Raw genomic sequence first — 14,464 nt, 5'->3', positions numbered from 1 at the left:
TGTTATGGGGGTTTGCCGAACACTATCGGGTTGTGGCAGGTCATGGATGTCCATCATGCAGCACCTTCGAGAAGGGTCGAGGAAGAAGCGCCCATCTAACGCTCCCGCCATTCCCGAAGGGGACTAACTATGTCTGGTCACGCACGCCGCTCGCGATGACCCGACTCAGAACTCATCCTTCGCCGGGCGCTGCGGTTGCACGGAAACGGACGGTTGCTCTTCACCGTCGTGCTTTGGCCAATCCACATGCAGTACACCGCTGCGTGTCCAGTAACCGTCCGGCTCCAGCACCTGCAAACGTCCATCGGTGGCCAGTCGCGACAGCCATTCGCCAGGCAGGAAGTCGACCGGGCCAAAAAATAATTGCCCGGTAAACAGATCCTCTTCCGGCGGGGTAAACCTGGGCTGGTACTTGAGCAGCGCACCGTGGCGTGTGCTCAGGTAACAGAACGCCCCCTTGACCCCGCCGACCCTCAACAGGTTGCGGTAGAAACCCAGTTCATCACGCCCGACAAAATGCTCGCGCAGTTTGTCATTGCCGGCCGCCTCACCCATGGTCTTGAAAAACAGGTGGCAGGCTTGCAGTTGGTAACCTGCGGGGTAGGCGGGAACCGGCGGATCGGGAAACAGCAGGGTGCTTTCATACAGAAACAAGCGTTGCGGCACTGAGGACTCGATACCACGGTCATTAAGGGGTTGCGCTGCGATGAACGCGCCTTTCGCCGTGTCGACCAGAATCGCCCCAAGCCACTCTCGCCCCTCAAACCTGCCGAGGCGTTGTGCGCAAGCGCGTGCCGCATCGTCGGGATGGGAAAACATCGGCCCGAACAACAACCCGCGATCGGGCTGGGAGCCGCCAGCCCCTGCGTTGGCAACCCAGCCGGAGCTGACTTTGCCCGGCTGGCTCCAGACGCTGCTGGTGTGTTCCACCTGTATATCCAAGGCACTCGCTAGCTGGCGAATGTACTCCAACGCGGTCAGACGGCCCGCCTTCAACTGTGCCCAGGTCTTTGCCGCAGGCAAGCCAGGAGCGAACGGTGTCGCGCTGACGGGGGTCAGTCTGAGCCAGGCACCGTCCACGCAGGAGACGTGCACAGGCAGGTAGGCGTGATGGGTCGGCGTACTGGCTCCCCAGGCCCGCTCCAGGTCTTGTGGCGCAACAAAATTGCGGTACAGCGGATCGTCCACGAGGATATCCGGCTTCGCCGGCGGGCACAGGTACCACCCCAACAACTCATAGTCCTGCGGTGGCTTGCCCTCGAGCATCACCCGGTCCAGGCCCAAGGCGCCTGTGGTACCTGCAAGCGGTACACTGGCCACATAACGCTCAAGTTTTTTCGCCTTGAACAGCAGGCCGAACTGCAAGCGCGTGCGGGAATCGGCCAAGTGATGCAGATAAAACTGCAGGTCGGCCCGTTGCACAAACACCGGTGTCAGCCCTGTATCGGCGGCCACAGGCAGGGCCTCGGGCACAGAGGCATTCGGCAGCCACTGCGAAAGCACACGCGCCGGCCCCCACAGCGCACTGCCCTCGACTACCCGCAACTGCCCGGTCCGTGCGACCCGGTTGACGAACTCACTGGGGGTCACGGAACCCTCACGAAACCGGCGTTCGACTTCACTGCGCTCCGGGTGCGCCTTGTCGCGGCCACGCACCGTTACCAGGCCTTGCAGGCTCTGTTCGAAGGCGCTATGGCTGGCGGTGTAGCACAACAAGGCGCCGTCGGCACACAACAGGTATTCGCGGCCGGGAGAGTACCGGGCCGGCACGGTGGACGGGCTGAGCATCGCCGCCAGAAACGCGGTGGAAAACATGTTCTGGTAAACCGCACGCTCTTGCTCGGTGAGGGCAAAGGGCACCTCCCCCGCTACCCGCGAGTGGTAACGCGCCACGCACGTGCTGGCGCTGAGGAACATCGCTTGCGTCACCAGTTCATCCAGGCGAATCCAGCTCGGGGCGAAGTCTTCGACCTGTACCGGCAAAGGTTCGGTTGCGGTAAACAAGCCATCGGCTCGTCGCAGGATCAGCCCGCCGTACACCTGATCACGCCGTGTGCCCAGGCGCTGCAAGGCATAGCGGGCGGCATCATCGGCGCAACTGAACACCGGGCCCAATTGCCGGCGGCTGATGTGCGCGAATCCGATCCAGTCAGCCCCAACCGGCCCCGGCACGTCCCAGCACTCACTGGTGACCCGCACCAGCAATTGGCCGCTGGCCGCCAACTGGCGAACATAGCTGCGCGGCGTCAAGGTGAGCGCTAGTTTGGCGGGCAGTACGTGCGGGTCGACTTCACCGGACTCGTCGCGAAACAAGGCAAACGGATCTTGCCGGGTGTGGTACTCCAGCAGCGCGCCGTCAAGCGTGGAACAGTACAGCGGCAATGGCGACAAAAACCCACCGCGCCTGACCCGCTGCTCATCGTAGAGGGCGTGATAGAACGACTGCGCGTCGATGAAATGGCGGGCCAGCCAGGCGTCCTGCCCTGTCAGGCCCGGTGCGATGCGCTGGCAGGCGTAGTACACGGCGTGCACCCGGAAATCGTCGACCAGTGCAGGCGCACCGAATTCGCTGGCATGGTAGAGACGATCCAGCAAGTGCCCTGGCAGCAGTTGTGTTGCACAAAATTCGTCGCGTACCGTGTGTTTGATCACCAACCCCAGGCCACTGGCACTGATGGCGTAGCGCGTGCGCCCACGGGCACAAGCCTCCGCCACGGCATCGCGGGCCGTGGCGAACACCGGTCCAAACTGTGGTTGCGATGCCACCCGGGGCTCATCCATCTCGAACGGCCCCGACCAGTCGCTCTGCACCTGGCCCTCAGGCCCCCAGACCGGATTGCCCACCACCACGCGCAAACGCCCGCCCAAGAGCATTTCGCGTACAAGGTCGCCGGGCTGCAGTATGCCGTCGCGCAATTCATGCTGAATCTGGCTGCCACCGGCGCCAGGGGCGACGCGGGCGCGCAGGTCATGGGCCATGCCCGGCGCAAATGGCTCATAGCACAGCAGGCTGTCCGCCGAGCCCGACAGGTAGGCCAGCGGGATGTCCGGTTGTAGTCCGAAAATCCCATGCAGGTCCGTGTCCATGAACATCTGTGCCGCAATCGCGGCCTCTTCGTCCGGCCACGTCAAACCGTTGCCATCACCGCGCCGGCGGGAGCTGCAGATACCCTGCACGCGGTGCCCCGCCGGCAACACGATGGGTCGGCCCTGTCGATCCACCGGGCAGACGTGACTCAGGTCGAAACGCCCGGCTGGGTTTGCCTGGGGGGCGGTGGCGACGAAACGTTGGTCGTCACGCTGCAGGATCAGGCCGGTGTAACCGCTGTCGCGGCGACTGCCGATCTGCTCGTGGGCGTAGCGCGCCGCATCGTCTGCAAGCACGAAGGCCGGACCGAGGTTCAGCGTATGCCGCGCATAGGGCGCCCAGTCCGTGCCGACGCGTCCTGGCACGTCCCACAGCGCACTGGTGCGCAACACCGTCAACTCACCGGCCGCGGCGACTTTGCGCACAAACTGCAGGGGCGTCAACGTGCCCGCTATCAGCGCAGCCTCAACGTTATGGTCGATTTTGTGCGCCGAGGTTGGCTTGGGGTTATAGAACTCTAATGACGCCTGAACGCTGGGGAACACCAGTCGCAACTGCGCACCGTCGAAGGTGCTGAAATAGAGTACAAAGGCGACGCCGTCGAGTTGCGCTCTGGATTCGCCGATGGCATGGGCCAGCGCTTGCGGTTTGATAAAGCGCTCGTACAGCCAGGGTTGCTTGACCTGTGGCGGCGCAGGCGAATCGGTGCACAACGTGAAGGCACCGAATAAGGCCCACGAGCGTGGCACGCTGAACGTGTCAGCACGCTCCGACGCAAATACAACGGCGGGCTTGAAGTCCATCCGGGCCACCGTCACCGGTTCGGTTGCCATGAACACTTGCCGCTTTTCATGCTTGAGCACAAAGCCCAACTGCTGCTCGGCAGGGCGACGTAGCAGTTGTTCATGAACACCCGCCATCACCTCAGTCGCATCCCCTTGGATTGGCCCCAGGTAGGGTTCGGGCGTGCGGGGAGCCGGGTTCACCAAGTAAGGACGCCAGCTAGGCAAGAGGTCCCCGCGCCAACCGGCCCAGACCGGCGAGGTGACGATAACCGACACTCGACCGGCCGCCATCAGCTCCTGGATATATTCCCCGACCGGCTCATCGGCCAACGGTAACGCCGGCGTCGCCTGCCCTTGCATCCTGGCTTGCATGCGCTCGACAAAGCTTTTCTGCATGGCGCGAGTATCCGGCGCGAAACGCACCAGAGAACCTTGCGGTCCCACGCTGAAAAACGCGTTGAAGTGGTAGTAGGTTGCAAACACCGCCTCAGCGCATGGGACGCTCTGCGTCAAGACAATACGCTGGGCGGACCAGCCGGGGCGCTGACGTTTGATTTCGGCGTGACGGTCGATATCACAGAAGTAATAGGCCTCGTAGAGATAGCCGTGGGGCAGTAACCGGTCGGCAGCCGACTCCATGCTCACCTCGTCGGGGAACAGAAAGTCGTGCAAAGCACCTTCCTGGGGGTAGCTGGCGTGGTAGTCGCCCTCGGCATCGGTAAAAATGTAGCCCCCATAGGACCGCCCCGTGGCCCTGTTGATCTGCGTTGCCGCGTAGCGTGCGGCAGCGTTCAACGTAGCGAACGGCGGGCTCTGCCGATGCAGCAACGCCTCGACAGTCAACGCCTGGGCAGAATTCGTCATGTGCTGATCACTCCTTTGAGAAGGGTGGACGGCCACCCTCACGGTTACACCATCCTGAAGAAGGCACATGCCCTGAGGCGTTAGATAATTAAGACATGCGCACCACAACAGCGCATGGATTGACGCCCCCATACCGAGACAGCACCAAGACAGCGCACAGCAGCGCATAGACTGACCGTTAGACGGTGCTCCTCCCCGGCACGTCCTTTGCTACACCAGAGGAAAAGCTGTCTAAAAACGACGTCAAGCAATCACCATGAACCTGCCCGCCTCCACCGCCCTGTTCACCCCCAGCTGGCATGCCGAGCTGGAACTCGGCTACGCCCGTGTCGGCGACACCACCCGCCCGGTGATGCGTCGCCACCATGGCCCGCTGCGGGTGCAAAAACACCTGTACGCCGAAGGCCCCGAAGTGTGCCAGCACATCATCGTGCACCCGCCCGGCGGGATTGCCGGCGGTGACCGACTGGACATCCGCGCGCATGTCGCCGAAGGCGCCTGGGCGCAATTGACCAGCCCCGGCGCGGCCAAGTGGTATCGCGCCAGCGGCCCTGCCTATCAGCAACTGGAACTCACCGTGCAAGCCGGCGCCACCCTAGAGTGGCTGCCCCAGGAAACCATCGTGTTCAGCTCCGCCCAGGCCGAGCTCACCACGCGCATCGACCTGCAGGGCGATGCCCGTCTGTTTTACTGGGACGTGGTCGCCCTGGGTCGCCCGGCCAGTGGCGAGCGCTTCGATCTGGGGCATTTCCAGTCTCATCTGGATATCCGCCGCGACGGCCGGTTGCTCTGGCATGAACGCCAGCGCATTGTGGGCGCCGACGGCTTGCTGGAGTCGCCCATCGGGCTGGACGGCCAGCCGGTGTTGGCGACGCTGCTGCTTACCGGTGAAATCGACACAGACTTACTGGAACACTGCCGCACCCTGCCCCATGCAGTACGCGGCGACCTGACTCAATTGCCCGGCTTGCTGGTCGCCCGTTGCCTGGCCAGTGAAGCACTGCTGGCGCGGGCATGGCTGATCGATTTATGGCGCTTGTTGCGCCCGGCGGTGCTCGGCCGGGAAGCCGTTTCACCACGAATCTGGAGTACCTGAACCATGGACCTGACCCCACGGGAAAAAGACAAACTGCTGATCTTCACCGCAGGCCTGGTGGCCGAGCGCCGGCTGGCGCGCGGAGTGAAGCTCAACTACCCGGAAACCATCGCCTACATCTCCGCCGCGCTGATGGAAGGCGCCCGCGACGGCCGCACCGTGGCCGACCTGATGCACTACGGCACCACCTTGCTCAGCCGCGAACAGGTGATGGAAGGCATCCCGGAAATGATTCCGGACATCCAGGTGGAAGCCACCTTTCCCGACGGCACCAAACTGGTCACCGTCCACCAACCCATCGCGTGAGGCCTGGTCATGATTCGTGATGCGACCCAAGACGACTTGCCGGCGATCCGCGATATCTACAACGATGCGGTACTCAACACCACAGCGATCTGGAACGAACAGCCGGTGGACCTGGGTAATCGCCAGGCCTGGTTCAGTGCGCGGCATGCCCAGGGATATCCGATCCTGGTCTCGGTGGAAAACGGTGAGGTCACCGGTTATGCCTCGTTCGGCGACTGGCGCCCTTTCGAAGGCTTCCGCTACAGCGTCGAGCACTCGGTGTATGTGCGTCACGACCAGCGCGGCAAAGGCCTCGGCCCACGCCTGATGCAAGCGCTTATCGAACGTGCGCGGGAAGGCGGCAAATACGTGATGGTCGCCGCCATCGAAAGCGGCAACCTGGCTTCCGTGCGCCTGCATGAACGATTGGGCTTCGTGTCCACCGGGAAAATGCCGCAGGTGGGCATCAAGTTCGGCCGCTGGCTGGACCTGACCTTCATGCAACTGGCCTTGAACCCGGGCGCCGAACCGCCCCAGGAGTGAAAACGATGAACGCCACGCACCTGCGTCGAGTCAATGCAGAAAGTTTTGCCCATTACCGCCCGGGCTTGATCGAGCTATTGCTGGATGCCGTCAGACACGGCGCATCGGTCGGCTTCATGGCGGACTTCGATGAGGCCCAGGCGCGTGCTTACCTGAGCACTGTGCAGGCGAGTATTGAAGACGCCAGCCTGTTGCTCTGGGTCGTGGTACGCGACGAACAGGTGATCGCCAGTGTGCAATTGGCCTTGTGCCAAAAAGCCAACGGCCTCAACCGCGCCGAAGTGCAAAAGTTGCTGGTACACAGCAGCGCGCGGCGTCATGGCCTGGGCCAGCAACTGATGCACACCCTGGAGCTCGCCGCACGCCAGCACCAGCGCGGCCTGCTGTACCTGGACACCGAAGCCGGTTCACCGGCCGAAGCTTTCTACCAGTCGCTGCGCTACACCAGGCTCGGTGAACTGCCCGACTACTGCCAAAGCCCGGACGGGCGCTACAGCCCGACCGCCATTTACTTCAAGAAACTGGGGCAACCTGCATGATTCCTGGCGAATACCGGATCCAGCCTGGCGACATCGAACTCAACGTGGGCCGGCGTACCGTCACCCTAAGCGTGGCCAACAGTGGCGACCGGCCGATTCAGGTGGGCTCGCACTACCATTTCTTCGAGACCAATGACGCACTGACGTTTGACCGGGCGGCGAGTCGTGGCATGCGCCTGAATATTCCGGCAGGCACGGCGGTGCGGTTCGAGCCGGGACAGAGTCGCGAGGTCGAGTTGGTGGATTTGAGTGGTGGCAGGCGGGTATTCGGCTTTGCAGGTCGGATCATGGGTGATCTTTAGGGCCTTATCGGGGGCAAGCCCCCTCCCACATTTTGACCGTGTTCACACATCAAGGTGGGAGGGGGCTTGCCCCCGATAGCGATCTCACATTCAACACATATCTTCAGGGCAACCACATGAAAATCAGCCGCCAAGCCTACGCCGACATGTACGGCCCCACCGTCGGTGACAAGGTCCGCCTGGCCGACACCGAGCTGTTCGTCGAGGTCGAACAGGACTTCACCGTCTACGGCGAAGAAGTGAAATTCGGTGGCGGTAAAGTGATCCGCGATGGCCAGGGCCAAAGCCAGTTGCTCGCCCATGAAGTGGTCGACACCCTGATCACCAATGCGTTGATCATCGATCACTGGGGCATCGTCAAGGCTGACGTCGGCTTGAAAAATGGCCGCATCCACGCCATCGGCAAGGCCGGCAACCCGGATATCCAGCCCGGCGTGACCATGGCCATCGGCGCCAGTACCGAAGTGATCGCCGGTGAAGGCATGATCCTCACCGCCGGCGGCATCGACAGCCATGTGCATTTCATCTGCCCGCAGCAGATCGAAGAGGCCCTGAACAGCGGCGTCACCACCCTGATCGGCGGCGGCACAGGCCCCGCCACCGGTACCAATGCCACTACCTGCACCTCTGGCCCGTGGCACCTGGCGCGCATGCTCCAGGCCAGCGACTCATTCCCGATGAATATCGGCTTCACCGGCAAAGGCAACGCCAGCCTGCCCGAGCCATTGATCGAGCAGGTCAAGGCCGGCGCTATCGGCTTGAAGCTGCACGAAGACTGGGGCACCACCCCCGCCAGCATCGACAACTGCCTGAGCGTGGCCGACGAGTACGACGTACAAGTGGCGATCCACAGCGACACCCTCAACGAGTCCGGCTTTGTCGAAACCACCCTCGCCGCGCTCAAGGGCCGCACCATCCACACCTACCACACCGAAGGCGCCGGCGGCGGCCACGCGCCGGACATCATCAAGGCCTGTGGCTTTGCGAATGTGCTGCCCAGCTCCACCAACCCGACGCGGCCCTTCACCCGCAACACCATCGACGAACACCTGGACATGCTGATGGTCTGCCATCACCTCGACCCGAGCATCGCGGAAGACGTCGCCTTCGCCGAAAGCCGTATCCGCCGCGAGACCATCGCCGCCGAAGATATCCTGCATGACCTTGGCGCATTTTCCATGATCAGCTCCGACAGCCAGGCCATGGGCCGCGTCGGCGAAGTCATCACACGCACCTGGCAGACCGCCGACAAAATGAAAAGACAGCGCGGCCCGCTGCCGGGCGACGGTGCAGGCAACGACAACTTCCGGATCAAGCGCTACATCGCCAAGTACACCATCAACCCGGCGATTACCCACGGCGTCAGCCATATCGTCGGCTCCATCGAAGTGGGCAAGTGGGCCGACCTGGTGCTGTGGCGCCCGGCGTTCTTCGGGGTCAAGCCGACGCTGATCCTCAAGGGCGGCGCGATTGCCGCCAGCCTCATGGGCGACGCCAACGCCTCGATCCCCACGCCGCAACCGGTGCACTACCGGCCGATGTTCGCCAGCTTTGGCAGCGCCCTGCACGCCACCAGCCTGACCTTCATCAGCCAGGCGGCCCGGGACGCCGGGCTGCCCGAGGCCCTGGGCCTGAAAAAGCAGATCGCCGTGGTCAAGGGTTGTCGCGACGTGCAGAAAACCGACTTGATCCACAACGATTACCTGCCCGACATCGACGTCGATCCCCAGACCTACCAGGTCAAGGCCGACGGCGTGTTGTTATGGTGCGAACCGGCGGATGTGCTGCCGATGGCCCAGCGTTACTTCCTGTTCTGAGGTGTACGGCCTGCGTCCGGTTACAAGTCCTGGTACAAGTCTTCGATGCTGTCCAGCTTGGCGCGCTGTAACGCTTCGTCGGTGAGCTTTTCCACCTGGGCCCGGTCTTGCGCCGCCAGTTTCTCCATTTCGGCGTCGAGCTGCGCCTGGGTCATCACTGCCCCCGGCGGCACCTCGGCGGCCGGCTTGCCCAGGTGTTCCGCCAGCCGCAGTACCTCGCTGCGCCAACGGTCCTTTTGCACCGGATCAGCGGCGTCGAGCCAGGCTTGCTGGGCATCGCGCAGATCCAGCCAGGCCTCTGCCTTGCCTTGCAGCGTCTTGAAGGGCTCTGTGTGTGCCTGCCGGAGATAATCCAGCCAGAACGGCTGCTCACTGATCGATTGCCGCAACAGGTTGCCTTCCTCAAGGGCGAGCACTCGCTTGCGGGCCTGTTCGATCATGTCCGCGGTCACGTCCGGTTCCGAGAACATCATCCGAGCGGATTGCCAGGGCAAGTGCAATTTGTCCGGGGGCGCCAATTCGGTCGCGTAGATCAGGTAGACCTCTACCTCGTCGATGTCGCGCATCGCATTGCCCTGCGCATCGCGATGGGTGATGCGTTCGCCATCGGCGTCGCGCTCGGGGTATTTGCGCCCTTCGGCCACCAGCGCATCGACCCGGGCACGCGCAATCCGACCCAGTTCATCCAGGCGTGACTTGCCGCGCGCCACAGCCAGCAAGTCGCGCTCCACCGTGTCCGGGAGAAGCGAGTCGTACGCCCGCGCCACCAGCACTTCAACGCCCATGGCATTGAACAGTTGGGCACCGGCATCCACGCAGGTGGTGGGCGCCGCGGCCATGGCAAACAGTTTTTCACGCAAGGCTGTGTTGGCCGCCGCCGACTCGACCATTTTCCACACTTTGCGTGTGAAATCGATCTTGGCCGCACTCTCTTGTTCGAGTGCATCTGCAGATTCGGACAGTTTGCGCAACTCATTGAAAAACGGTTCGGAGCCGTGCTCATTTTCCAGGGCGTCCCAGGTGTCCTGTTTGGCCCGCCACTGCTCATCGCTCAGGCCACTGCGCCAATGGATGCTGTCCATCACCCCTCGCAGCGGATAGGTACGGTCCGGCTCCAGCCCGACGGACAGCCGGTAGCCCCTGACGATCTCCAGATTCTGCGCGGAAATGAACGCCGGTTCCACGCTGATACGGGTGCGTGCCACGGTGTTTGCGTGGCTTGACCCAGGTTCGACCTGGGGAACGCTGTCCAACCGATTGGCGCTCAGGTCCAGCACGAACGAACGCGCCCGTGGTTGCTCAAACAAGCCGGTAGGCCACGTGGTCTGCCCGCTGTCGCCGAGCAGCAGCATGCTCAATTCCGGCATGCGGCCGATGTCGGGCGCGCGGCCAAGCGGATTGCTTTCCAGCCCCAGGTAGTTCAGCTTCGTAAGCCCACTCAGGTGATTGAAGGCGTTCGTGTCCAGGACAATCTGATTATCGGACAGCTCCAGCTCGGTCAATCGCTGCATTTGACCTATCGGCTCGGGCAGCACGCTCAGTTCGTTGTTACTCAGGTCCAACCGCCGCAGCCGCTTGAAATAGCGCAGGAAGGGGCTGGGGTCTGTCGAGATTCCCGCATCCGATAGGTCAAGGGCCGAAACATGGTCGAAGTTGGCGGTCAACGGCGGCAGTTGCTCAAGCTGGTCATGCAGGTCCTCGTCGGACAGGTCGAGGACTTGCCCATGGGAGTACCCGCTGACATCCGCATCCTCGGGCCCAGCGCGGCGCCAGGCGTCGCGCAAGGCCTTGACGATTCGCAGGCGGGCAAACCGTTGTTGCTGGAATGCCCCTGATCGGCGCTGCTCCTCGGTGACCTGGTTATAGTGTTCGCGTTGCCAGTTCTGCAACGTGTTGTCGAATGTCTTGTATTCCATCTCCAGGGCCTTGAGCCGGGATTGGTACTCCAACCCCATGTCGTCGATGAACGTGTTCACTTGCTCGAAGGTAAACCCAGGGAAAAGGGTGCGCACGCGCTCCTCGATGATATGCCCCCAGGCCGTATGCTGACCGTGGTTGCTGGCCAGGTACCCCAACTTCCCGCTCGCCAGGCGCGGTGCCGGTCGGTGTGAAAAGAGGTACCGGCGCTGCTGGAGTTTAAGCACCGTGCGCAACTGGTCACGGGGCAGCGCCGCGGCAATGATCCTGGCCTTCAGTTCCTGGCCTTGCTTGATGTTCGGCAAGCCGATGGCCTGGCGGTGCTCGTCGGGCAAGGCGTGCTGGATAGCTGAGTAGAGGTCGTCGGGCTCATGCAGGGTTTCATCGCGGACATTGCGTGCCTGGTAACGGCCCTCTCCAACCCGCACCAACACCTTGCGTTCAGTCGCCTGCTGCGGGCCGAAACTGGCCCGTAGCTCACCGTCCAGCTCTGCCTCACGCACTTCCAGGCGCAGGTTGTCCTTCCATCCCGCCAACCTCGGCACTGAATTGACGACCAGGGCTTCGGTGTCCTTATCCGCCAGCGCCTCCAGGTACAGGCCCTCGTAGGCGTGGGTCAGGCGCATGTTCTGCTGCAGGTCGCGCGCCTGCTCGGCCAATCGCAGCGGCACACGCTGCCGGGTGTTGAGCGTTTTTCTCTCCTCGGCAGTAGCGCTCCCCAGCAACTCCTGGACCATGAGCGTCGGGACCCGAGCAAACTGGCGCTTGATCAATTGGGTGGCGGCGTCCGTGGGCGGCTGCTGTCCGGCGTAGAGGCTGCGCATCAAGCGCGCGCGCTGGGTGACCGCGAAGGTTTGCAGACGTGCCTTCAGGGCAGCGACGCGCAGTTCCGGCGTTCTGGGGGTGTAGCCAGGCAACAGGGCATGGATCTGGGCTTCGTCGAGAAAACCGATCACCCGCGCGGGCAACTGGCCCTTCATCAATTCTGTAAGGCTGATCCGCAGGGTGTCGCGGGTGGAGGCACCGGGGTCGCCGTACTTCACTGACCGGCCGCTTGGCTCGATGTCCCAAAACGCTTCGATCGCCAACTGTTGCGGCCAACCCTTGAGGTACACAACCAGGGACGCTGGATAGCCGCACAAATTGATGGAATGCTTGCCCGCGCCGATCTCCTCGGCCACCGTCCCGGCGTCGCGATAGGCACGGAACCTGCGCACGGTATCCAGCAGGATCGCCGGCACCGGTTCACCTTCGACATGCACCCGACGCAATCGGTCTTGCGTCACGCCACTGGTGTGGCGGATCTGCTCCAGCTCGGTGTCACTGAAACCGTCCATCACCGGCCCCAGGCGGCGCATCAGGGTTGCGCCTTGCCACTTCAAGGGTTGCTCAAGTTCATGGTTCCAGGCGCCCTCGCCATTGGCGGTCAGGCGCGGCAAATAGGCATCGCCCCGTGACGGGTGCTCGATATGAAAACGCTCGGTCTGCGGGTCTTGCCGTACCGCATAGCGCTTGCCCTCCAATTCCAGCAGCTGTTTGCCGTCGACCTGATGCAGTCCCTGTGCGTCGGCGACGGAATCGGCGGGCAACGGCGAAGGATGCTCGTAGATGGACAGATCGGGCTTCCACAGCCGGGTCTTGCCGCTGGGCAACTGCACCGCCTTGAGCTGCTCGATGAAGGGCGACAGGGTCAAGTGAGCCACGCCCGCACCGGCCGCCAGCAGGGCCAGGTTTTCCAGCACATCGGTGATATGCGCCCAACCGGCTTCGCGGTCCCCCTGTGCCCACTCGATAACACCGTCCAGCACTTCGTATAGCAACTGCCCCGCCGTGACCAGGGACATCGCCACCCCCAGCGGCGGAACCACCATGCCCAACAGGTTCACGGCAAACAGGCCGGTATTCAGATAATGCTCAAGACGCCGCGAACGTTCAGCATCGTCCGCGTCGGCAGTGCTCACGGCCTGGGCCCGCGCATCGGCATACAGGCGCTTGCGCAAGCTTTCGTAGCGATGGGGCCACAGGTCCACTTCCTCCCACAGCCCCTTGATCGCATTCGCGCCGATATTGAATTCCGGCGCGCTGATCGGCACCCGTGTCTGCGGCCGAGGCTCACCGAAAATCGATGGAATACTCTGCAGGTACGACGGCGTCACCAGTGACGTGAGGTACTGGCCCCATTCGGACTGCAACCAATCCTCGATGAACGATCCTGGCGGTGCATCCACCACCAGCTCGGTGAGCCGGCGAAAGTAGTAGGGGCGATGCCGGTAATCAATGAACCGGCTGTAGAACCGCTGGTATTCGGTAACCGGTAACTCTACGGAGCGGTCGCCATGGGCCTGCGTGCCGGCAGTAAGACGGGCTGTCACGGCGTTGCTGAAGTCGGCGAATGACGCGTACCGCTTGATCGGATGCTCGGGGTCGTCCGGGACGTAGATGATCACCCATTGGGAATAGCGATATTTGACGCAGGGGTCGATGACCAGGCAATCGCGCAGGCGCAGGTTCATCATGCACGGCACGCGGTACCACACCTGCTTGTCGCCCAGCATGATCGGTTGTTCACCGGCCAGCACGCGCATCAGCAAGGCATGATCGCTCGCGTCGATATCACCCTTGACCAGGGCCAGGTAGGCCGCCGCCTTGAACGCGGCTTTCTGGTGGGTCAGGTAGCGCTCGCGCAGCAAGCCCTCGGCGACCGCATCCTGGGGTTCCAGGAAGGTCTTGAGGTAGGCCTGGTACTGCGCGCCCAGGTCCAGGTCACGGCACAACTGCACAAAGGTTTCGATCTGCAACGAGGTGGCATGGCGTTCGAACTGGCCGCGCGCATCGGGTGGGGTGATAAAGCCTGAGGATTGGTTGAAAAATCCCTTCTCGGCCTCCCGCGCTTCGAAGTTGTTCAACGCCGCCTGCAACAACGAAAAGGACTTGCTCTTGAACCCGCCCGTTGGCCGGCCGAAGGCATCTTCCACCGGTGAATAAAGCCGCAGCCAGGTTTGATGGACATCCAGTTCGAAGCCCGCCTTTTTCAAGGCAGCCTCCAGTAACGGCTGGGCGAATGCGGTCACTGACTGCAATTTTCCCATGGACTTTTCCAACTGGTTGAGCGCGTCGCAGCGTGCATCCATCAGGGTTTTGAGCTGATCTTTCTGGTGCTGGGCGGCGGCGGCGTACCAGTCGGGAATCTGTGGAGCAGTCTCTTTGAGGGCCTGGCGACGCTCGGGC

The 14,464-nt window shown here is 62.8% G+C and carries 7 protein-coding genes and 2 pseudogenes; 6 read left to right on the top strand and 3 right to left on the bottom strand.

The features are described 5' to 3' along the window. Window positions 1-165 precede the first annotated feature (165 nt). Window positions 166-4,737 carry a hypothetical protein gene (locus LUU92_RS03070; RefSeq protein WP_257103142.1) on the bottom strand — a complete coding sequence of 1,524 codons (4,572 nt, stop codon included), beginning with the start codon at window positions 4,735-4,737 and terminating at the stop codon, window positions 166-168. Between the two features lie 256 nt (window positions 4,738-4,993). Between LUU92_RS03070 and LUU92_RS03065 the strand changes: the two genes are divergently transcribed. From LUU92_RS03065 to ureC, 6 genes are all read left to right on the top strand, one after another. Beyond that, complete coding sequence (locus tag LUU92_RS03065) at window positions 4,994-5,833, top strand: urease accessory protein UreD (protein ID WP_257103141.1); 840 nt, start codon at window positions 4,994-4,996, stop codon at window positions 5,831-5,833. 3 nt (window positions 5,834-5,836) lie between these two features. Beyond that, window positions 5,837-6,139 carry an urease subunit gamma gene (gene ureA, locus LUU92_RS03060; RefSeq protein ID WP_003171437.1) on the top strand — a complete coding sequence of 101 codons (303 nt, stop codon included), beginning with the start codon at window positions 5,837-5,839 and terminating at the stop codon, window positions 6,137-6,139. A gap of 9 nt (window positions 6,140-6,148) precedes the next feature. Beyond that, the gene (locus LUU92_RS03055) at window positions 6,149-6,661 is read left to right on the top strand and encodes a GNAT family N-acetyltransferase (protein WP_071491631.1); all 513 of its coding nucleotides are present in this window, start codon (window positions 6,149-6,151) and stop codon (window positions 6,659-6,661) included. 5 nt (window positions 6,662-6,666) lie between these two features. Beyond that, window positions 6,667-7,200, top strand: a complete 534-nt coding sequence (locus LUU92_RS03050) for a GNAT family N-acetyltransferase (protein WP_071491632.1) — start codon at window positions 6,667-6,669, stop codon at window positions 7,198-7,200. After that, the gene (locus LUU92_RS03045) at window positions 7,197-7,502 is read left to right on the top strand and encodes an urease subunit beta (protein WP_058423547.1); all 306 of its coding nucleotides are present in this window, start codon (window positions 7,197-7,199) and stop codon (window positions 7,500-7,502) included. The genes LUU92_RS03050 and LUU92_RS03045 overlap by 4 nt, the downstream gene beginning before the upstream one ends. Before the next feature lie 116 nt (window positions 7,503-7,618). Beyond that, window positions 7,619-9,319 carry an urease subunit alpha gene (gene ureC / locus LUU92_RS03040; RefSeq protein WP_071491633.1) on the top strand — a complete coding sequence of 567 codons (1,701 nt, stop codon included), beginning with the start codon at window positions 7,619-7,621 and terminating at the stop codon, window positions 9,317-9,319. Between the two features lie 20 nt (window positions 9,320-9,339). On the opposite strand, the pseudogene LUU92_RS29100 reads toward ureC, so the two are convergent. Together LUU92_RS29100 and LUU92_RS29095 are read right to left on the bottom strand one after the other, a co-directional pair. Continuing rightward, window positions 9,340-10,374 (bottom strand): annotated as a pseudogene (locus LUU92_RS29100) (NEL-type E3 ubiquitin ligase domain-containing protein); the annotation flags it as partial. Between the two features lie 3,228 nt (window positions 10,375-13,602). Beyond that, a pseudogene (locus tag LUU92_RS29095) lies at window positions 13,603-14,325 on the bottom strand (dermonecrotic toxin domain-containing protein); the annotation flags it as partial. Window positions 14,326-14,464 lie beyond the last annotated feature (139 nt).

The organism is Pseudomonas extremorientalis (assembly GCF_024584605.1).
In the GTDB taxonomy this organism is placed as follows: Bacteria; Pseudomonadota; Gammaproteobacteria; order Pseudomonadales; family Pseudomonadaceae; genus Aquipseudomonas; species Aquipseudomonas extremorientalis.
The sequence above is the reverse complement of the archived record's forward strand: the minus strand, read 5'-3'. Positions and strand labels throughout refer to the sequence as shown.

Coding starts and splice junctions, on each gene's coding strand:
- LUU92_RS03055 (WP_071491631.1), top strand. CDS start 6,149: ATGATTCGTGATGCGACCCAAGACGACTTGCCGGCGATCCGCGATATC.
- LUU92_RS03070 (WP_257103142.1), bottom strand. CDS start 4,737: ATGACGAATTCTGCCCAGGCGTTGACTGTCGAGGCGTTGCTGCATCGG.
- LUU92_RS03065 (WP_257103141.1), top strand. CDS start 4,994: ATGAACCTGCCCGCCTCCACCGCCCTGTTCACCCCCAGCTGGCATGCC.
- ureA (WP_003171437.1), top strand. CDS start 5,837: ATGGACCTGACCCCACGGGAAAAAGACAAACTGCTGATCTTCACCGCA.
- ureC (WP_071491633.1), top strand. CDS start 7,619: ATGAAAATCAGCCGCCAAGCCTACGCCGACATGTACGGCCCCACCGTC.
- LUU92_RS03050 (WP_071491632.1), top strand. CDS start 6,667: ATGAACGCCACGCACCTGCGTCGAGTCAATGCAGAAAGTTTTGCCCAT.
- LUU92_RS03045 (WP_058423547.1), top strand. CDS start 7,197: ATGATTCCTGGCGAATACCGGATCCAGCCTGGCGACATCGAACTCAAC.